At 59.5% G+C, this 19,532-nt stretch carries 11 protein-coding genes; 4 read left to right on the forward strand and 7 right to left on the reverse strand.

Annotated elements, in window-relative coordinates:
• Positions 1-558: 558 nt before the first annotated feature.
• From AAC645_RS15675 to AAC645_RS15695, 5 genes are all read right to left on the reverse strand, one after another.
• Positions 559-1,305, reverse strand: a complete 747-nt coding sequence (locus tag AAC645_RS15675) for a TetR/AcrR family transcriptional regulator (RefSeq protein ID WP_340317372.1) — start codon at positions 1,303-1,305, stop codon at positions 559-561.
• A gap of 30 nt (positions 1,306-1,335) precedes the next feature.
• Positions 1,336-2,136, reverse strand: a complete 801-nt coding sequence (locus tag AAC645_RS15680; RefSeq protein WP_340317373.1) for an SDR family NAD(P)-dependent oxidoreductase — start codon at positions 2,134-2,136, stop codon at positions 1,336-1,338.
• A 23-nt stretch (positions 2,137-2,159) separates the two neighbouring features.
• Positions 2,160-2,669: a nuclear transport factor 2 family protein gene (locus AAC645_RS15685; protein ID WP_340317375.1), complete on the reverse strand. Its 510-nt coding sequence runs from the start codon at positions 2,667-2,669 to the stop codon at positions 2,160-2,162.
• Positions 2,670-2,690: 21 nt separating this feature from the next.
• Complete coding sequence (locus tag AAC645_RS15690; protein WP_340317377.1) at positions 2,691-4,868, reverse strand: TonB-dependent receptor; 2,178 nt, start codon at positions 4,866-4,868, stop codon at positions 2,691-2,693.
• Positions 4,869-4,947: 79 nt separating this feature from the next.
• Positions 4,948-6,108, reverse strand: coding sequence for a Gfo/Idh/MocA family protein (locus tag AAC645_RS15695; RefSeq protein ID WP_340317379.1), 1,161 nt, complete (start codon positions 6,106-6,108; stop codon positions 4,948-4,950).
• Between the two features lie 817 nt (positions 6,109-6,925).
• On the opposite strand from AAC645_RS15695, the gene AAC645_RS15700 reads away from it, so the two are divergent.
• Positions 6,926-8,956, forward strand: coding sequence for an elongation factor G (locus AAC645_RS15700; protein ID WP_340317380.1), 2,031 nt, complete (start codon positions 6,926-6,928; stop codon positions 8,954-8,956).
• A 1,083-nt stretch (positions 8,957-10,039) separates the two neighbouring features.
• Here AAC645_RS15700 and AAC645_RS15705 read toward each other — a convergent pair.
• A complete protein-coding gene (locus AAC645_RS15705) occupies positions 10,040-10,708 on the reverse strand; it encodes a TetR/AcrR family transcriptional regulator (protein ID WP_340317381.1) in 669 nt (222 codons plus the stop codon).
• Between the two features lie 696 nt (positions 10,709-11,404).
• Here AAC645_RS15705 and AAC645_RS15710 point away from each other — a divergent pair.
• From AAC645_RS15710 to AAC645_RS15720, 3 genes are all read left to right on the forward strand, one after another.
• Positions 11,405-13,615, forward strand: coding sequence for a TonB-dependent receptor (locus AAC645_RS15710; protein ID WP_340317383.1), 2,211 nt, complete (start codon positions 11,405-11,407; stop codon positions 13,613-13,615).
• Positions 13,616-13,934: 319 nt separating this feature from the next.
• Complete coding sequence (locus AAC645_RS15715; RefSeq protein WP_422785846.1) at positions 13,935-16,196, forward strand: arylsulfatase; 2,262 nt, start codon at positions 13,935-13,937, stop codon at positions 16,194-16,196.
• A gap of 323 nt (positions 16,197-16,519) precedes the next feature.
• Positions 16,520-17,455 (forward strand): formylglycine-generating enzyme family protein, encoded by a 936-nt coding sequence (locus AAC645_RS15720; protein ID WP_340317424.1) that lies wholly within the window; start codon positions 16,520-16,522, stop codon positions 17,453-17,455.
• Positions 17,456-17,644: 189 nt separating this feature from the next.
• Here the strand turns inward: AAC645_RS15720 and AAC645_RS15725 are convergent, their stop codons facing one another.
• The gene (locus AAC645_RS15725; RefSeq protein ID WP_340317384.1) at positions 17,645-19,255 is read right to left on the reverse strand and encodes an FAD-dependent oxidoreductase; all 1,611 of its coding nucleotides are present in this window, start codon (positions 19,253-19,255) and stop codon (positions 17,645-17,647) included.
• Positions 19,256-19,532: the final 277 nt, after the last annotated feature.

The raw sequence follows: 19,532 nt of genomic DNA on the forward strand, positions 1-19,532 counted from the left end.
ATTTTCTTTGTAGCGCAACCCGTCAATTGGAAGACGCAGCCCTCCGATACCCAGTTGGATGGTTGCGATGCTTTTCCTTCGTGGTATTCGTGCGCGGAGATGCTATTTCGCGGCTTGCCTGGAGGACAGGAAAAACCGACTTAGCATGATCACGATTTCACTTGGTTGTCGCAATGATCATAAACATGGGGTCAACTGAATCACAAGCGTGGTGCTGCGCCGGAATTGGCAACCGGCACGCGCGACGATGCCGGCCACAACGCCCCCGCTCCACATAATGCTGGAGACACCGCTGAACTGTCCATCGGTACGATTGGTACACTGAGCGATCAGTCGTCAATGACGTGGCCTGATCCGAACTCCATCGCCCAAGCGCTCCCCGATCTGTAGTGCTCGATTGCGGTCAGGCCGGTTGGTGTTCGTGCGGGCGCGACCTGAATCGCTTGTTGGCCGGGCTACCCTAAGAGGCCCGTGCGTTTCGCTAATGCGCGATGGCGCATCGTGAACGTGGCCATGTTTGCTGTCACGCAATTCACCTGAAAGGTTTCACTCCCTTTTTTAAGGACCCTTGGTGGTCGCGAGGATCCAATCGCGGAAACGATCGCGATCCTCTGCTCCAACGACCCCCAGCAGAAGAACGCCCGTCGCCATTGCGAGCTGTACCCGGAGGTCACTCATGGAAATGACGTCGTCTGCCCAGTCGCGGATCGTCCCGGTAAGGGATCGCACCATGACATCAGCCAGATTCGAAATCTGCTGTTCCGCTGCGATCATCGTGCGATCATATGGGAGAAGGCGAAGCCACTTTCGGTACGCGCGCGATATGCTGAGGTTGACTTCATTCCACGAAGGATCCTCCGCACAGCCCGCATTTACTATGTGGATAGCCTGACGGTAATAGCCTGGGTCATTTGAGATCGCAGCAAGCGTGACTTCGGTATAGGTAAGAATAGGATCGAGGCAGCGTCGCTTCGCTCGATCTTCCACCACCTCCATCTTGCCCTTTAGCGCTTCGAGAATAGCGGACAGCATCAGATCCCGCCGGCTCCCCACAAGATGATAGACCGTGGGCGGCGTGACGCCGCTGCGCGCCGCCAGTTCTCGAATCTTGATGCAATCCGGCCCGCCTTCGGCGACGATAGAGCGTGTCGCCGCTAGAATTTGGGCGCGCCGGCGCACCTGCGACTGGTAGCGGGTCTGACCTTTTCTCGCGACGAAAACAGGCTCGATGGCACTGCGAGGTGCAAACACCGGAGTCACTGCCTCGGACGCTGTCAATGGCCCCGCCGCGTTGGTCGCTTTCATGGCTTCACTCCCAGGGCCACGTTCTCCAGATCATGCGCTGGTTGGCTTGATCCCCTTCTTAGCAAACTCCTCGCCCCAGTGCGCTGCTAATTTTGATCTCTCGGCAGGTGGCATGGCTTCCATGGCCGCTACCTGGCCAGCGATCTCCTCCGAGACCCACACCGGGCCATCGGCAATCTTGTCGAGCGCGGTTTCCGCAACGTCGGCAGGATCGGCGGCGCCCTCAAGCTTTCCATAGGAGCGTATCATGGTCGGCGTGACGGTCGGCCCTACGACCGGACAGAGCAGGTCGATATTGTGCGCCTTGAGTTCATGCCAAAGCCCTTCGGCCAAGTAACGAGTATAAGCCTTGCTCGCCGAGTAGAGGGCGAAACCGGGGCTCCCGAAATAGCCAGACATCGATCCCATGAGGATGATGCCGCCGCGTCCGCGCGCCACCATCCGGCGGCCGAAATGGTGGGTCAGTTGCGCTTTTACGACGAAATTGCGGTTCATTCGCTGATTTACCCACTCCTCGTCATGCTCGAGGAAAGGGCCGTATGAGGGTTCGGATCCCACATTGAAGATGAACAGCCCGACGTCCAGATCTTCCGTCGCCGACTCGATCGCCTTTGCGGCGGATGGTGACGATAGATCGACCGCCAGCGTCCGGATCATGACCTTCGGATGCTCTTTCTCGATTTCCTGGGCCAGCGATGAAAGTGTTCCCTCATTGCGGGCGATCAGAACAAGGTCGAGCCCGCGCTTGGCTGCCGCTCGGGCAAAAGCGGCACCAATCCCATCCGAACCGCCTGCTATCACCGCGCATGGCCCATAACGTTCGACAAACATCTTCAGCTCTCCTAGATTTCTGTTCAGGCGGCGCCGATGGCGCCAAGTGTGGCATATGAGGGGTCGGTCAGATCTCGTGCACCCCAGCCCATCATGGGAGTCACCGGCTGAGTGAACGCGAAGTCGTGGACATATTGGCGGCGGTCGATCGCCCAACGCCCATCGCGATGGGACCACTCATCCAGATAGCGCCCGCGTCCCGTCGTCAGGACCTGCTGGCCTTCTTCCCGATGCAAGAGTGCGACGGTGACGTAGGTCTCACTGAACGCTCGTTCGCCGTTCCAAGAAATCAGCGTGTTCGCGATCTGGTGCGACTGCCCGTCCATGGGCCGATGATACTCGCAGACCCAGTCGATGAACCCACGGCCGGTGCCCTGGAAAATCGGTCCATAATCAGCCAGCCCGTCTTCGTGCCAAACCGTATAGCCAAGCGGGGCGTCGATACGGTCCATCGAACGGCAGTATCGGCGCAGAACCTGATGCATCTCATGCTCGGCTTCAACTCTGTCGAGGAATTTAGCTGACATGGACATGTACTCTCTCCGTGGTGGCCATCAGAATTTGAATCCCACCGTTACGCTGTAGATGCCAGGTGCGCCCGCCGAATAGAAATCACCTGCGTCGACGGATCCGCCATAAATCTGATATTTCTCACCAAAGATGTTGTCACCGCGAACCGAAACACTCAGGCCCGAATCTTTGGAGTTCCAGGTTAGCGAGGCGTTCACCAGGGTTGCTGCGGGTGCCCGAATGCGCCCAGCCGGCTCCCACGGAAAGCTGTCACGGTAGGAGAGCCGGGCATCCGCGGTGAAATCGCCGGCACTACTGGGCACTACCAGTGTCGCACCGACGTTGCCCGAGAAACGCGGCGAGCGGATCAGTTGCCGGCCGGAAGCGTCGATGCCATAGAGACAATTGCCGCCCGAAGACGGGGCGCCGCTGGTCACACCGGGGCAGAACTGGCCGATAACGGCTGGCCGGTAATCGGGCGCGGCCTTGAACGAGGAGTAATCGGCATGAACATAGGCACCTGCGGCGCTCAACGTCAGGCCCGGCAGAACCTTTGCTGTCAGTTCGCCTTCGACGCCCTTGATACGCGCTGAGGCAGCGTTGATGGTCTTGGTGGTCAGTGCGGATATGATCCGTACCTGCAGGTCCCGATAGTCGTAGTAGAACGCCGACATATTGAACCGCACGCGATCATCCAGGAGATTGGTCTTGATGCCGATTTCGTAAGCATCGATCTTTTCCGGTGCATAAGCGGGCTGGTTTGCGGGCAGAATATTGAAATTGCCGCTTTTGAACCCGCGATTATACCCAGCGTAGAACATTACATCGTCATTGACATGATGATCATAGACGATGCGCCACGTCGGCTGTTTCCACGAGGCTTTCAGGCCGGGCAATCGATTGAGGCCGATCAAACCGGAGACGGTACGACGATCAGAAGTGTAGCGCCCGCCGAGTGTAAGCTTCCCCTGGCCGAACATGGGAATTCCTACTTCACCGAATGCCGAATAGGAGTTGGTCACCAGTTGGGAGACGAAGTGCGCGGCAAGGATCTTGCTTGGTCCGGCAAGCACTGACAAATCGGCGCCAGCGTTACTACGGAAATAGAACAGGCCGCCGATCCAACTGATCCCATCGCTAGGTGCGGATGCTATACGGAGCTCCTGCGAGAGCGTCTTGGTCGTGTAGATAATATCACCGACGGTGATCGGTGCCGGCCCGATGTCATTATCAAAGATAAAGTGCGAGCGATCCCAACGTGCGGCCGAAATCGAGGTCAGGCTTGCGCTGCCCAAATCCTGATCGACCGTCAATGACCCGCCATAAGCTCTCGTCTTGCGGCTGAAATCCACGTTGTGCTTAACATCGTAGTAGCTCCCGGAATAAGTCGAGCGGCCAACGCCCGTCGCGCCGGGAACGATGTTGCGGTTCAGGCCACGCGTATCATCGATGTCCGAATAGTCCGCCGAAGCCGTTATGTTGGTATCGCCGCTCTTATACTGCCACTTCGTACGTACCGTGGCTTCATTGTTGAAATTCGCATCGTTGCCGGTGATCAGGTTCTTGCCGTAACCGCGTTCCTGTCGGCGCACATAGCCGGTAACATCGGCCGCCAGCCCCTCGGCTATCCCGGTTGTGGCGTAGGTGCTGACTTCGTAGGTTTGGTAATTGCCCGCGGTGAAGCTCATTTCACCGCCAGATGTCGATGAAGGATCACGCGTGACGACGTGGATGAGGCCGCCGGTGGCGTTGCGGCCGAACAAGGTACCCTGCGGCCCCTTCAGAACTTCCACGCGCTCGACATTTTTGAGGGCGGCGTTATTCGACCAGACACTCTGCATGTAGACGCCGTCGACATAGGTCGAAACCGGCGATTCCTGGCCCGAGGCGCTGTCGGTCGCGCCCACACCACGTATGAAGATGGAACTGCCGCCAGCCGACCGGCCGATCGTTATGCCGGGTACGATATTAGGCAGGTTTTCGATCTGCCGGACGCCAGCCCGCTCAAGTGAGCTGTTATTGAAGGCCTGTATCGAGATCGGCACGTCCTGAAGATTCTCGGAGCGCTTTTGCGCGGTGACGACAATCTCTTCAATTCCGGAGTCTTGAGCTGTGGCGGGCGTTTGCGCTTGAGCTATCGCCTGTCCGGAAGCGCCGCCCAGAATCAAGGCGGCAACGCTCATCTTTCCGTACAGGTGCCGGAATTTCCCCATCTTCGACATATATTCTCTCCCCTCTTGTTTTCTGTTTGCCGAGTTGCTCGGCATCTTGTCATGATCGAATGCGGTTGATTTCGCGTCTTCATCTGCCGATCGTCACTCGCTTTCCCGATCGCGCAGCCAGCGCGACGGCATCGAGAAGACGATGGCGCTTGGCGGCGTCGTCAAACGTCGGGCAGAGCGCCGTACCGTCGCGCATATCTCGCGCCACACGCGCATAGGCCTGGGTAACATTGGCGGCGAAGCCGCCCGGCGCGTCCTGGGGCGCCAGGTCGTAAGACGCCGGGATGGGCAGCGGCGTGACGTCGGACTCGTTGTGGCGTGCACCGGCGAGGTAGAGATCGAGCATCTCGACGAGACCGCCCACACCGGTGATCTGTAGGTCACCCTCCGTGCCGTTGATCTCCCACAGGAGGTTCGTGCCTCGCGACGATCCGCCGCGAAAATGCAGGCTTGCGACCGCACCGCTCTCCAGGTGTCCATGCACGGCCAACTGGTCGGCGACGCCCGTCGGAAGCGTTTCTCCCTTGCCGATGGCGGCGAATTGGGGTGCGCCGCCGATCGGCAGCGACATGCCTTCCTCGAGCAGTGTGTAGGAAGGGCGGCGGATCGTCTCAATCGCCGAGACATCGACGAGTTCGCCAAGACAATAACATAGCGCATCGATGCTATGGCCGAAAGGAATGGTGAGCATGGTCGCGCCATTTGCGGGATTCTGCGTGTAAGCATCCCGCTGGTCGACGACGGCGCCCCAATTGATCCCGGACGCGATCATCGATGTGGACAGAACTTCTCCGACATAGCCTTCGGCCACCAAGTCGCGGACGTAATTGATGAGCGGCGAAGACCGGGCCTGCAGGCCAACAAAATTCCGGACGCCCGCCTTCCTCGCTGTCTCAGCCATCAGTTCTGCCTCGGCGACGCTGTTGCCTAGCGGCCATTCGCAATAGACCGCCTTGCCCTTCTGAAGGGCCGCCATGACGATCTCGAAGTGGCTGGGGACCTTCACCGCGACGGCAACAAGATCGACTTCATCGGCCGCAATCAGGCTCTGATGGCCCTCATAGGCGCTTGGAACGCCGAAATGCGCGGCTGCCGCCTGTGCGCTTTCCATTCGGGTGGTGCTCAACGCCGTGACTTCAAAATCGGGTAGAACCTCCAATGCAGGCAGATGTGCCAGCGCTCCCCAGCTTCGTCCTGGCGTGACCCCAACCATTCCCACGCCTATTTTATCAGCAACCATCACAAACTCCTGAGCTGCACGAACCGGCTACGCAGCGACTGCGCGGGGCTGCTGCCTTGATTGATCACGATCCCTTCATGTTGCGGCACTCAGACCGCGTAGAAGGGCGCCGCAGATGCTCCCAGAACGACAGCCACCTTGTCTTCAAATCGACCCACGCATGTCCTTTCCCATTTGAACTAGTGTTGTGTGCCGACAAACCGCCGCCCTTCACAATGGCGAACTGTTTACTGGCTACCCGGGCTGTTAAAATGGAAAGGGAAGGGCCCTGCGGAGAAGGTGGGCGACGACATGTTCCACGGAAAGATCTACGACATGGATCCGTTGTCTCGTCCATCGCGATATCATCCCTTGCTCGAGACGCTCCCTGGTCGTCACATCGGACTATCCCGACAGTCCGGAATTGGGACCTGCGCGCGGTAAGCTGTTGTTGAGATCGGCGAATTGCATCGGCAGGTTCGCGCCCCATTTTTGGCCTTCAGTCGCGCTCGCCGGAATCCTGGAAGCCGCCATCGACCGGACTATCGGCTCGTGGCCGTTATTGGGACAAAGCCGCCATCCAGGACCAAGACACTCAACGGCCGGATCTGTCAGGAGCGGACACTGTCGAGTCGACAGTAGATCGGCGCTCTAAAAGCATTTCTGGCCGGAGGCCGCCATCGCTGAAGCAGGGTAAATCCCGTTTTAGGAGCCACCGCACCGGCAGGGGCATTTGGATCGCTCGATCGATCTTGCGTTCGGGCGCGTGGAGGTCGATCCTCGCAATTCCAGCGGACCATTCCCAGCAAGGGAAATAGGCAGGCAGGAGAAGATCGAGATGGAAGGGACTGTCCACGGCACCAGAGCTATCGCAATCGTCGGGCCCGCCGGCACAGGCAAGACGAGCCTCGCCGAGGCCATGCTGTTCGCGGCGGGGGCCACCGTCCGGTTGGGCGCGGTCGATGCCGGCAGCAGCGTGGGCGACGCCAGCCCGGAAGCCCGGGCGCGGAAAGGCTCGACCGAGCTTAATCTAATGCGCTTCGAATGGATGAAGGAAGGCTATGCGCTGATCGATGCTCCCGGCTCCGCAGGCTTCGCGGCGGACGCGGAAATGGCGCTGGCCGTGGCCGATCTGGCGCTGGTGGTGATTGATCCCGATCCGGCGCGTGCGCCGCTGGTCGAACCGACGTTGCGACGACTGGAAGCGCTCCGCCTCCCGCACGCGCTTTTCGTCAACAAGATCGATCAGGCGAGCGGCAGCATCGAGGATCTGCTTGCCGCGCTCCAGCCCTTGAGCGCCACGACGCTGGTGGCGCGGCAAATCCCGATCAGGGCCGGCGAACGCGTAGCCGGCTTTATCGATCTCGCGCTGGAGCGGGCTTATCATTATCAGCCGGGCCGCCGCTCGACACAGGTCCCGCTGGCCACTCATCTGCGGAGCGATGAGACCGAGGCACGCTTCCACATGCTCGAACAACTGGCGGATCACGACGATGCGCTGCTTGAGCAATTGTTGAACGACGAGGCGCCCAGCCCCGACATCGTCTTCGGCGATCTCGCGCGTGAGACTGCGGCGGGGCTGATCGTACCGATCTTGTTTGGCTCGGCGCTCAATGGGTTCGGCATCCGCCGCCTGCTCAAAATGCTCCGCCATGATACGCCCGTCGCCGCGCTGACGGAGGATCGACTTGGTATCGACGGTGCAGCAGCGCAGGTCTTCAAGGTCACACATGGCAGCGCGGTCGGCCGGCTGGCGCTCGCGCGCGTCTTCGGTGCGCCGCTCGCCGAGGGAGCCGAACTGTTAAGCCCCGACGGGAATCCGATGCGTATCGGCTCCTTATTCTCGCTGCATGGAGCGGCGACCACGAAGATCAACCACGCCGAGCCGGGCGACATCGTGGGCATCGCCAAGGCGGAGGCCGTCCAGGCGGGTGACCGGCTCGGCTCAGCGGGGCGCCCACATGCCGTCGCACATGGGGCGCAGCGGCCACTAGGCAATTGCGCGCTAGCCATTACCGTCACCGACCATAAGGACGAGGTGCGGCTGTCGACAGCGCTCAATCGACTGGTGGAAGAGGATCCCGGCGTGGGCTGGGGGCTTGATGAGGCGACGCAGGAGACGCTGCTCCGCGGGCTCAATCACGAGCATCTGGCCGTCGTCCAGGCACGCCTGAAACGACGTTACGGCGTTGTCATAACGGCGCGTCAGCCGGCGGTCGCCTATAAGGAAACGATCCGCAAGACGGTGACGAAGCATGGCCGCCACAAGAAGCAATCCGGCGGCCATGGCCAGTTCGGCGATGTTATCATCGAGCTCCGCCCGATCGAGCGCGGCGACGGCTTTCGGTTCGAGGAACGGATCACCGGGGGCGCGATCCCCCGGCAATGGATCCCGGCCGTCGAGCATGGCGTGCGCGATGCAATGATGCGCGGGCCATTCGGCTTTCCGGTTGTCGACGTCGCGGTTGCACTGCTCGACGGTTCCTATCATTCCGTCGACAGTTCGGAACTCGCCTTTCGCACCGCCGGTCGGATCGCGATGGCGGAAGCTCTGGCCGAGGCCGCGCCATATCTGCTCGAGCCGCTCGCACACGTTACCGTTCGGACGCCGAGCAGCGCCGTTTCGCGGATCACGTCTGCGGCGACCGGCCGACGCGGCCAGGTGCTAGGGATAGCGCCGCTGGAAGGCTGGTCTCGCTGGGACGTGATCGAGTTCCTGCTGCCCGAAGCTGAACTTCCCGGACTGGAGCCTGAACTACGATCATTGAGCCAGGGCATGGCGCACTACGAGACGCGCTTCGACCATCTCGCGGAACTCAGCGAAAAGCTCGCCAGTGTGATAATCCAGCACACGCCCAAACCCGCGTGACCCGAAATGGCTGGGCCCGCGCCACATGCGCCTTATGTCCCGTGGCTGCGATTTTTCGAGCTATCGTTGCGCGATCACGCGCTTGAACGGGAACGCGTTCGACAAGACTTATCGCAGAGGCCGAACGCGTAAATTCGCAGCGACGAATTACTTTTCAGCCTAACCGTGTGCATAAAAACGCAAAAGCGGAGCTCCACCGCTACCACGGCGCTGATCGCTCATAAGCTGCTTACGCTGTTCGATGCCTGTTTGCCATCAACAACGACCGGCAGCTTCCGGAAATCATCAGGGTTAGACTGAACGGCGTAGTTTTGGCCCGTGGCCCTTCACGATAGGTGAACGGCCGCATCTGTTGGGAGCAGGCGCATGACGGCCGGTAACCGAATGGCCGGGTTTGGTCGCGAGCGGCCGCTTCGGTGCGATCGGCCGATAGCGGCGGCAACACGCCCGATGGCAGTCATTCCGGCTCAGCCAAGCGAACTCCAGAACCGGACGTTCATTAGGCGCTTCCCTTCCATTTCAGGCGCGCCTTGGCGCTATAGAAGCGGATCGACGATAGGACCGGTGCAGGAGACCAGTTGTAAACCGGCTGCTCCATCCGCGCTTGCTGTGGTCGAGGCGTGGCGGCCTTGTCATCATGGCGATGGCCCCGGGTGTGACGTGTCCTCATCATTGCTTTTGTGTTGGGCCGTTCTCTCACGACTTTCCGAGGCCGGCCAAGCCAGCACCTGCCTCGTCTGTTCTTACTCAACGCCCTCTTGCTTCACCGTCTGATGGGTGCGCTAGTCATGAAGGTTTAATGCGGCCGTCTTAATCGATTTTGCCTCGCCGTCAAGAGACAGAGATAAACTCATGATGGGCATGTCGTCGGACCGGCGCCAGCTCCCATGCGGCCCAACCCCTGGCATTTTGGCGCTGAAAGGCCAATGGCCCGCTGCCGAGCACGGCCATGGCCAGCGAAGGGCGAAAACCAATTCTGGAGCCGAGCGGCGTGGCCCTCACATGCTGAAGCGACGAGGGAGTGCCGAGAGCAAATATGGCAAGATGATACGACATGTCTTCTCTAATGCAACATTACGCGTATCAATCCATCCAAAGGCCGCTCACCCTGTCACCTATAAATGAACGAGCCAAAATTATTGCTGCACTATCTCTAACTAATTCTTCCACTATATATTTAAACCCGTTTGAGCCGGCATTTTCAACATATGGATCTACTGCACCCGCTGCTATAAATCGCGTAAGTAACCGTAACCGGGTGCTCCACTTTTCATCGGAGGGCTCGTCGCACAGCCTCCTCAAATTGATCAGTATTTCGTCCGTAAATTCTCCCAATGGGGTATTGGATAGCCACGACGGTCCAAATAGGGGGCTGCTCAATACGGCGTTTAGAAATCGGGCAAATGTATAGGTCCCCGACTCGCTCCGCACCTCAAATATTGGACACACTATAGAAAACAAAATCTGAAAGAGATCGCTGTTCTTCGGAGTTGTCTGCCAATTTTCGAATAATCTCCTACGACGCAAGTCGATTCTGGTTCGGCGATATTCGACAATCGCGCGCAACAGGGTGTCTTTATCGCCAAAATGATACTGAACCACAGCAAAATTGCGCTGCTCCGCTTGACTTCCAATTCGACGCAGAGAGACTCCCTCCACGCCGTGCAAGCCGAACAACTCTTCGCCGGCAAGGATGACCTTCTCCTTCGCGTCCGCCCCCCGGGTCGGGGCATGTGCAGCTTTCTTTTGCAATTTCTATCCCCTGTCGTCGCAGATTTTTCGCCCAGGCGAAACATAGTTAAAGGCGATCTTAATCAATCAGGCATGCTGCGCAGTGGCGTCTCACCGGTCGAGGCGATCAGCCTGTCCTGCCGCTCTTCGCCCAGGCGGCAGGTCAACCCGCCCCGCCCCACCGCCAGCGATGCGCTGCCGATCTGGCTCGAGCCAACTCGATCAGGTCCTGCCGCGCTTCGATCCTCAGAAATTCACACCAAATCATGCCAGCGTTTTAGAATGATTCGCCCGCCTACTGGCAAGACCTAATACGCACCGAAAGCATTTTCTCGATAACACCGGGTGTAGAGAAGATAATTGATCGTGCTGCCAAAAACGCGGCCAATCTAAGTCGCCCACTCCGGGTCGTGAGCGCCGCGATAGCTGCCCAAAGCCCACGTTCAAGAAAGGCTTCTATGGCAGCCCAGGCATGGCAGACAGCGCGCCAGCGAGAGGGCTCCCCACGAGTCGATTCTTGTCCCTTGACGAGCGTTCGCGGCTGAATTAAAACGAGCGCATTAGTTGGACATGGTCGCCCTGTTCAAGGCACTGATGGCCTGCACGCGCCATTGGCGCCCGATCTGGGCAACTGGCGCAGGCGGGCGATACCCAGTCGAGCCGATATGAGGCTCGCGGGAAGTCGGTATTATATTTTCACAGGGAGGATAATGAATCATGCGCAACGATCGCGTTTTTTTGCGAAGGCTCATGGGGGCAACCTCAGTGGCCGTTGCACTTTTCTCGAGCGCTTCAGCTCTCGCTCAGAGCCCGACGGTATCTGCCGCTGATGCTCCTCAGGAAGGCGGCATCCAGGAGATCGTCGTGACCGCGCAGAAGCGCGCGGAGAACCTCCAGAAAGTTCCGGCGACCATTACTGCGCTCAATAGCGAGGCTTTGGAGACACGCCAGATCAACAACGTCGCCGGCCTGCAAAGCGAGGTGCCGTCGCTGGTCGTCGGTGAATATTACGGTACGAGCCTGATCACTCTGCGCGGCATCAGCACCGGCGTGACTTCGGGCGCGGAGGATCCCTCCGTCGCAACGCACATCAACGGTATCTATCAGTCGCGTTCGCGCTCGGTGGATTCGGCAATGGCCGATCTTGAGCGAGTCGAGGTGGTGTCGGGCCCGCAGGGAACCTTGTATGGCCGTAACGCCACCGGCGGCGTCATCAACTACATTCTGAAGCGTCCCGGCAAGGAGTTTCAAGGCGAGGTGTCCGCCCGGGCCGGAAACTTCGAGCGCTTTGGCGGGCAGGCTCGCGTCAGTGGTCCGGTGTCAGACAGGGTCGGTGTCTTGGTTTCCGGAATTTTCGATAAGCAGGCCAAGGGCTTCACCAGGAATCTTCGACCCGATGCGCCGCTGTCACGGTTCGAGACCAACCGAACCTACGGAGGTCGCGTTGCGGTTGACGCCGACCTTGGCGTCAAAATCGAATTGGACGCGATCTACCTCGACACGCGCACCACGCCGGTCGTGTCGGCATTCGCCCCGGCCACTACCCCGGTGTTCCAGGCGTTTCTCGCCCCGCAGTCGTTCAGGCCGCACGAAACATTCTCGGAGCTGAATTCCCGGACGCATACCAAATATTTTCAAAGCTCCGCGGTGATGACTTTGAACATTACCGACGACATTTCTTTAAAGTCGCTCACTGGCTACCAGACGTTCCGGGACGATATGCTGATCGACCTTGACGCCAGCGGTACTGCCAGCATTCCTGTCCACCAGAGGCTAAACAGCGAGACCTTTACGCAGGAGTTCAACCTAAACGCAAATTGGCTGGATGGCAGGGTGAAATCTGTCTTCGGCTTGTTCTACTATAACGACGACTTCCTGGGGCGGTCGCTAACCGACTTCAGGCTTCCGGGGTTCGGCGCCGTGTTCGACAGTTACAACAAGATTCTGTCGAAGTCTTATGCTGCCTTCACTGACCATACCTTCTCCGTCAGCGACCGCTTCCGTTTGCTGGGGGGAATTCGTTTCAACCGCGACGAGAAGACATCGAAGCAAACGCGACGCGTCAGCGGTGTTGTCAACTGCCCGCTGGTGCCGGTCGACAGGGATTGGGAAGCGTGGACGCCCCGGTTCGGCGCGCAATTTGACGTTGCCGATGATGCGATGTTGTACGGTCAGTGGTCCCGAGGGTTCAAGTCGGGCGGCTTTGCTTCAAATAGCTGCCGCGACGAGTTCGATCCTGAAAAGATCACTGCTTTAGAAGCTGGGATCAAGACGAGGCTGTTGAACAACCACGTGCGCTTCAACCTCTCGGGCTATCACTATAAGATTGCGAATTTGCAGGTGCAAAAGATAGTCGGTGTCGGTAACTTGCAGGTAGATAATGCCGCAGCTGCCAAGATTTACGGGGCTGAAGTCTCACTGACCGCGCTGTTGGCCGAAAATCTGCAGCTTGATGCCGCGGGAATGGTGCAGTCGGCGAAGTACCAGGATTTTGAGAACTGCAACGAGACAGCGTTCGTCGGAGCGTGTAGCGCGTCCGACCCGCGGCCCCTTGCCGATCGATTTACCGACGTGTCGGGCAACTGGCTGAACCGGGCGGCGCCCTATTCGCTGAACGTCGGGCTTCAATATCTGTGGAAAATGCAGAACGGCGGTAGCCTGCTGCTTCGCGGCGAAACGTTCTTCAGCGGCAAGCTTCACTTCAGCGAGTTTGAACGGCCCGACGCTGTACAGGGCGCCTATGACACCCAGAGCCTGTTCGTCACTTACACCTTTCCTGATAACGGCTTGATACTGCGCGGTTACGTGAAGAATATCGGCAATAGGAACTACAAGGTTTCGTATCTCTACCAGTCGGCCGTCAATCAAGGCCAGGGAAACTGGGCACCACCGCGTACGTTTGGCGTCGAGGGGACGTTCCGTTTTTGACCGAGGATCTCACATAGGACTCTTCCACCAGCCGCCACCGATAATTCGGTGGCGGCTGGTGTCGCGCGGAAAGAAGCGAGGTTGCTCAGGTGGCGGAACTGCACGTGGGCTGCGGGGCAGCACTTGGCAAGCAGGCTAGGGCTAATCGGCACCGCTGGATCATAGACGATCGATGGAGTTGCCGGGACGAGCGTCTCCGGGTGCGACGCAGTTCGCTGGACGCCAATGGATCGCGTCGAGGCAGCTATGCGCTGGAACAATTTGAGCTGGAGAGTATGTGATGGCCCTTCGCCAATTCGGACCGTTGGCATGCATGTGGATGGCCCTGCTAGGGCCGGGCACGGCTAGCGCCCAAATTTCCGGCTCAACGCCTGCGATAGGCGACGGGACATCTCAAGCCGCCTCGGGCTGGCCTCAGACGCCCAAGGCTCCTATCGGCGCCCCCAATGTCCTGATCATCATGACTGATGATGTCGGCTTCGGCGCAAGCGGAACTTTTGGCGGTCCGATACCCACGCCAACGCTGGATGCGCTCGCCAAGGAAGGCGCGCGATATAATAATTTCAACACGGCCGCGATCTGCTCGCCGACCCGAGCGTCGCTCCTGACCGGTCGCTATCCTCATAATGTCAACATGGGCGTGTTGACCGACTTTCCGACCCCTTATCCCGGCTATACCGGCGTGCTGCCCAAATCGGCGGCGACCGTGGCCGAGATCCTGAAGGAGAGCGGCTACAATACCGCGATGTTCGGCAAGGCGCATATCACGCCACCCTGGGAACTCACCCCCGCAGGTCCGTTTGACCGCTGGCCGACCGGCTTGGGATTCGAATATTATTACGGCTTTCTCAACGGGGACGCGAACCAGTGGCAGCCCCGGCTTTTCGAAAATACGAGCCCGATCGAGCCGCCGGCCAACGACCCCGATTATATCCTCGATAAGGATCTGGCGAACCGCACGATTTCGTGGATTCAGCAACAACATGCCGTGGCACCGGCTAAGCCGTTTTTTGTGTATCTCGCCAGCGGCACCGCACACGCGCCAAACAGCGCGCCCGCCGAATGGATGGCGAAGTTCCGAGGCAAGTTCAGCATGGGATGGGACCTCCTCAGGAGAGAGACCTATCTCCGCCAGAAGAAAATGGGGATCATTCCCGCCGGCACTGACCTCCCGCCCCGCGGCTCTGAAATCCCCGCATGGGATTCTCTTTCCGGCGAGCGCAAGCGCGTGGCTGGAAGGTTCATGGAGGCCTATGCGGCGCAGCTGGCTTATTTTGATGCCCAGGTCGGCCGCATAGTCGCGGCGCTGCGCGAAAGCGGCCAGCTGGACAATACGATGATAGTCTTCATCCAGGGTGACAATGGCTCTTCCGGCGAAGGGGGGCCGGAGGGGCATCTAGCCGAACAATCATGGATCACGGGCAATCCGCCCGACGACCTTGGCTATGCGCTTCAGCATATCGACGAGATCGGTGGCCCCAAGACATATAATATCTATCCGGCGGGCTGGGCCTGGGCAATGAACACCCCTTTTCAATGGTACAAGCAGGCCGCATCCCATTTCGGCGGTACACGCAACGGTCTGGTGATTTCCTGGCCCGGACATATTACATCGACGGGTGGCGTGCGCCCGCAGTTTTCGCATGTCTCAGACATTGTTCCGACGATTCTTGAGGCGACGGGCGTTTCGGCGCCAAAGCAAGTCCAAGGTATCGACCAGCAGCCGATCGACGGCATCAGCTTGAAATATACCTTCACCGACCCTGCGGCTCCGTCGAATAGGCATACACAAGTATTTGAGATGGTCCAGAACGCGGCGATCTACAATGATGGTTGGGTGGCTGCTACACGGCCCATATATTTGCCCTGGCAGATGAAGGATCTTCAGAAGACGGCGAATATTCAGGATCGACAGTGGGAGCTTTACAATGTCGCCCGGGACTTCAGCGAGGCGCATGATCTTGCCAAGGCGCAACCGGCCAAGCTAAAAGTGCTGCAGGATCTGTTCCTCAAGGAGGCCGCGGCCAACCAAATCCTGCCAATCCATGCGCATGGTTTCGATCGGCCCAGAGCGACGGCCGGGCGCACCGATTTCGTCTATCGCTCTGATGTCGAAAACATCCCTGCTGAAGCGGCGCCTCCGGTGCTGAGCCGTTCCTTCACCATTGACGCAACATTCACGGTAACGCAGGTCCGCCAGTCGGGGGTTATCGTTGCCGCTGGGGGACGTTTCGGCGGCTATAGCTTGCATCTCAAGGATGGCAAAGTCACCTTCAGCTACAATGCCGTGCCGCCTTATCTCTTCAGCCTGTCGGCGGAGAATGCCTTGTCCCCCGGGATTCATAAGGTATCGGTCGATTTCGCCCATGCAGGTAATAACCTCACGCCGGCGGCGATCGTCACGCTCAGGATTGATGGCCAAGTGGCAGCGAAGGGCAATGTGAGCAGGTTGCTTAGAGCTATGCCACTCGATGAACCATTTGGTGTTGGCACGGATAGCCAGACCCCGGTTAGCGAAGACTATCAGTCTCCCGCCCGTTTCGGTGGACAGATTCAGGAAGTTGTCATCAAACTCAGATGACCCCGGCGAGAAACGCAGTGGCTAAAAATAACCTGATCGACAAAATACGTCGGATGATGACGATCGATAGGATGAAGAGTATGACTGTGGACCATTGGTCCTCCGCTCGGCATGTTTTCCCCTGCTTGTGGGGTGGTCGGGATCACCCACCGACGGTCTTTTCGATATGGTAGCGAAGCTCAGTATGGCGCGTCTGCGATGCAGTTGCTGATGAGGAGGGCCACTCTTCTCGGTGTCGGCGGGCCATTAGCCAGATGAAAAACCATCACGTAGGGAGCCGCGTGCAAGGCAAGGGCGGCGCGTCGGCTACCAGACTCACCGGAATGGTGTTCGTGCCAGGCGGCGCGTTCTCAATGGGCTCGGAAAATTTCTATCCCGAAGAGGCGCCAATCCGCCGAGTGGCTGTTGATTCCTTCTGGTTGGACGAGACGCCGGTCACCAATCGGCAGTTCGCCGATTTCGTGGATGCGACCGGCCATGTTACCGTTGCGGAAATCGCGCCTGACCCGAAGAGTTACCCTGGGCTGCTTGATGGCATGGATCGCGCTGGGTCGCTCGTCTTTCGAGAGCCAGCAATGCTAGCAAGAGCGGTTGAGCCGCAGGACTGGTGGCACTTTGAATTCGGTGCCTGTTGGAGGCAGCCGTTGGGCGCCGACGGCGACCTCGACGCTCTCGATCTATGGGACCATCCGGTCGTACATGTCGCTTATAAGGATGCCCTCGCTTATGCGAAATGGGCCGGCAAGGATCTACCGACAGAGGCTGAATTCGAATATGCTGCACGCGCCGGCCTCGACGGAAAGGACTATGCGTGGGGGGATGAACTGGCGCCTGATGGCCAGATGATGGCCAACTATTGGCAGGGCATGTTTCCTTTCGCCAACCAATGCCTCGATGGCTGGGAGCGCACTTCACCGGTTAAAACTTTCCCGTCGAATGCTTACGGTCTTTTTGATATGATCGGAAACACATGGGAGTGGACTCGCGATTGGTGGAGCGACGGCGCAGAGTTGCGCAAAAAAAGAGCAAGTAGGTCATGCTGTACTCTTAGCAACCCGCGAGGCGGTACGCTAAACAACAGCTTTGACCCTGCCCATCCCGACCTCCGCATCGGAAGGAAAGTCATCAAGGGAGGCTCGCATCTCTGCGCAGCCAACTACTGCCAGCGGTATCGCCCAGCCGCACGGCACCCTGAAATGATGGACACTGCAACCACGCATATCGGTTTCCGTTGCATCTTCCGTGAGAGCAATCGATAATCTCGCGTTGTCAGCAGCATTCTAGCGGCTTGCTTCTGAGCCTTCCGGGTGCGGCCGGCTTAGAGCCGTGATGGCCTGCTGGATCGTCTCCCACGGAGCGGTGTAGGTTTGACCGCATGCCCGCACCGATCCTCGGCTAAGGGCGGCCTCACAAGATCTGCACGGAACGCAGATGAGATACGCGCTGTCTCAGCCCCGCACATACTCCCAGACTTTGGAGATGACGACCGAGCCTTCGCCGACGGACGAAGCAACTCGCTTGGTCGAGCCCGCCCGTACATCGCCAACGGCGTAAATGCCCGGCCGAGAAGTTGCGTAGGGCGACATTGCCCCGACCGCCTCGCCAGTAAGCACAAAACCTTTGTCGTCCAGTGCGACCAGGCCCGATAGCCAGTTCGTGTTCGGCGCGGCGCCGACCATCACGAACATCGCGCAGGTCTCCAATGTCCGGTCCCCGCGCGGGTTGCGGATCGTCACCGCCTCCAGCGCCTCGTCGCCGTGCAGTTTCGCGACACGGGCGCCATATTCGATGGTGACGGCTGGATCGGCTTCCAGCCTGCTCGACAGATAATGCGACATGGATGTCGCAAGCGTATTCCCGCGAACGAGCAGCCGCACATGCCTTGCCACGCGGCTGAGAAACATCGCAGCCTGTCCGGCCGAGTTCCCGCCGCCAATCACCACGACCTCTCCATCGCGACAGAAGCGCGCCTCGTTCTCGGTCGCGGCGTAGTAGATACCGGCGCCCTCCAGTTCGGCAAGTCGATCAATAGGCAGACGGCGATACTGAACGCCTGTCGCAACTACGACAGCGGTCGCGCGGATGCGCTGACCGTTCGGGAACGTCGCGCAAAAGTCGCCGTCAGCCAGCTGTTCGAGCGACGAAACCCGACGCGGCATGACGAAGCGTGTCCCGAACTTCATGGCCTGGATTTCGCCTCGCCAGACAAGATCGGCGCCAGAGATGCCGGTCGGAAAGCCCATGTAGTTTTCGATCCGGCTCGACATGCCCGCCTGTCCGCCGATCGCGGTGTCGTCCACGACTAGCGCCCGCAGCCCCTCGGCACCGGCATAGACACCGGCCGCCACCCCCGCCGGGCCCGCCCCGACGATCAGCACATCGAATGAATCCTCCTCCGGCAAGTCCTGGTCGAGCCCGAGCAGACGCGCAACTTTTTCCGGGGAGGGATCGGCGACCACCAGGTCACGGCCGAACACGACCACAGGGGCTTCGGGCCCGGTCCCGCAGCTGGCCGCGACCGCGGCGGCCTCCGCGCTCCCGATCGTATAAGAACGGTACGGCACACGGTTGCGCGCCGCGAACTCGGCAACTCTCCTGATAGCACGGTCGCTCTCCTCGCCGACCAATACCAGCATGCCGTCGCCCGACTCGAGATGCCGCCGCCGACGCGCCGCCAGCACGGTGATGATGATGTCCGACATCTCCGGGACGGCGGACATCAGCCGCAGCATCTCGCGCCGCGGAACCTCCACGACCACCGTATCGCTCGCCGCCCGCATCGGCATCGACCAGCTGCCGCCGGAAAGGAGCGAGATCTCGGCCATGAACTGGGTGGGACCGAGCGTCGAGGGCACCAGCCGCTCCCCCGTGAACGGGTTCATGATCTCGACCTCGCCTTGCTCGACATAGACGAAGCGATCGGCCAAGGCGCCTACCTCGGCCAGCAAGGCACCCTTCTTGTACTGCCTCCTCGTCCCCGCAGCACGGATGGCCGCAACATGGGACGGCTCCAACGGAATGCGCTGCATCTCGCGCAGGTCACGCCCGATCGTCTCCATCAGCGGTCTCCCATCCAAGCCTTCGCTATCGTACGGAGTTGAGGGCTGCAATGGATCGGCCGACTTAGTCCGATGCCGAAGAGATTGTCGGGCTTATTATAGCGGACATCGAGGCGCGATGCTGGGTCGAGGTTGACCACGAGCGCGTTCCTTACGTGTGAATTTGCAGTTCGGCAGCCTCCGCCGGAGCTGCGCATCCGGTCGATCAGCTCCACATGTTGCGGGATAGCCAAACCCAAAGCCATCAGCCGACCACGATTTACATCGGAGTATCTCT

Source organism: Rhizorhabdus argentea (genome assembly GCF_037861105.1).
GTDB lineage: Bacteria > Pseudomonadota > Alphaproteobacteria > Sphingomonadales > Sphingomonadaceae > Rhizorhabdus > Rhizorhabdus argentea.

Bases quoted from the DNA above. Each gene is read 5' to 3' on its own strand.
- AAC645_RS15675 (WP_340317372.1), bottom strand. From the start codon at position 1,305: ATGAAAGCGACCAACGCGGCGGGGCCATTGACAGCGTCCGAGGCAGTG.
- AAC645_RS15700 (WP_340317380.1), top strand. From the start codon at position 6,926: ATGGAAGGGACTGTCCACGGCACCAGAGCTATCGCAATCGTCGGGCCC.
- AAC645_RS15710 (WP_340317383.1), top strand. From the start codon at position 11,405: ATGCGCAACGATCGCGTTTTTTTGCGAAGGCTCATGGGGGCAACCTCA.
- AAC645_RS15695 (WP_340317379.1), bottom strand. From the start codon at position 6,108: ATGGTTGCTGATAAAATAGGCGTGGGAATGGTTGGGGTCACGCCAGGA.
- AAC645_RS15720 (WP_340317424.1), top strand. From the start codon at position 16,520: ATGGTGTTCGTGCCAGGCGGCGCGTTCTCAATGGGCTCGGAAAATTTC.
- AAC645_RS15690 (WP_340317377.1), bottom strand. From the start codon at position 4,868: ATGTCGAAGATGGGGAAATTCCGGCACCTGTACGGAAAGATGAGCGTT.
- AAC645_RS15715 (WP_422785846.1), top strand. From the start codon at position 13,935: ATGGCCCTGCTAGGGCCGGGCACGGCTAGCGCCCAAATTTCCGGCTCA.
- AAC645_RS15725 (WP_340317384.1), bottom strand. From the start codon at position 19,255: ATGGAGACGATCGGGCGTGACCTGCGCGAGATGCAGCGCATTCCGTTG.
- AAC645_RS15680 (WP_340317373.1), bottom strand. From the start codon at position 2,136: ATGTTTGTCGAACGTTATGGGCCATGCGCGGTGATAGCAGGCGGTTCG.
- AAC645_RS15685 (WP_340317375.1), bottom strand. From the start codon at position 2,669: ATGTCCATGTCAGCTAAATTCCTCGACAGAGTTGAAGCCGAGCATGAG.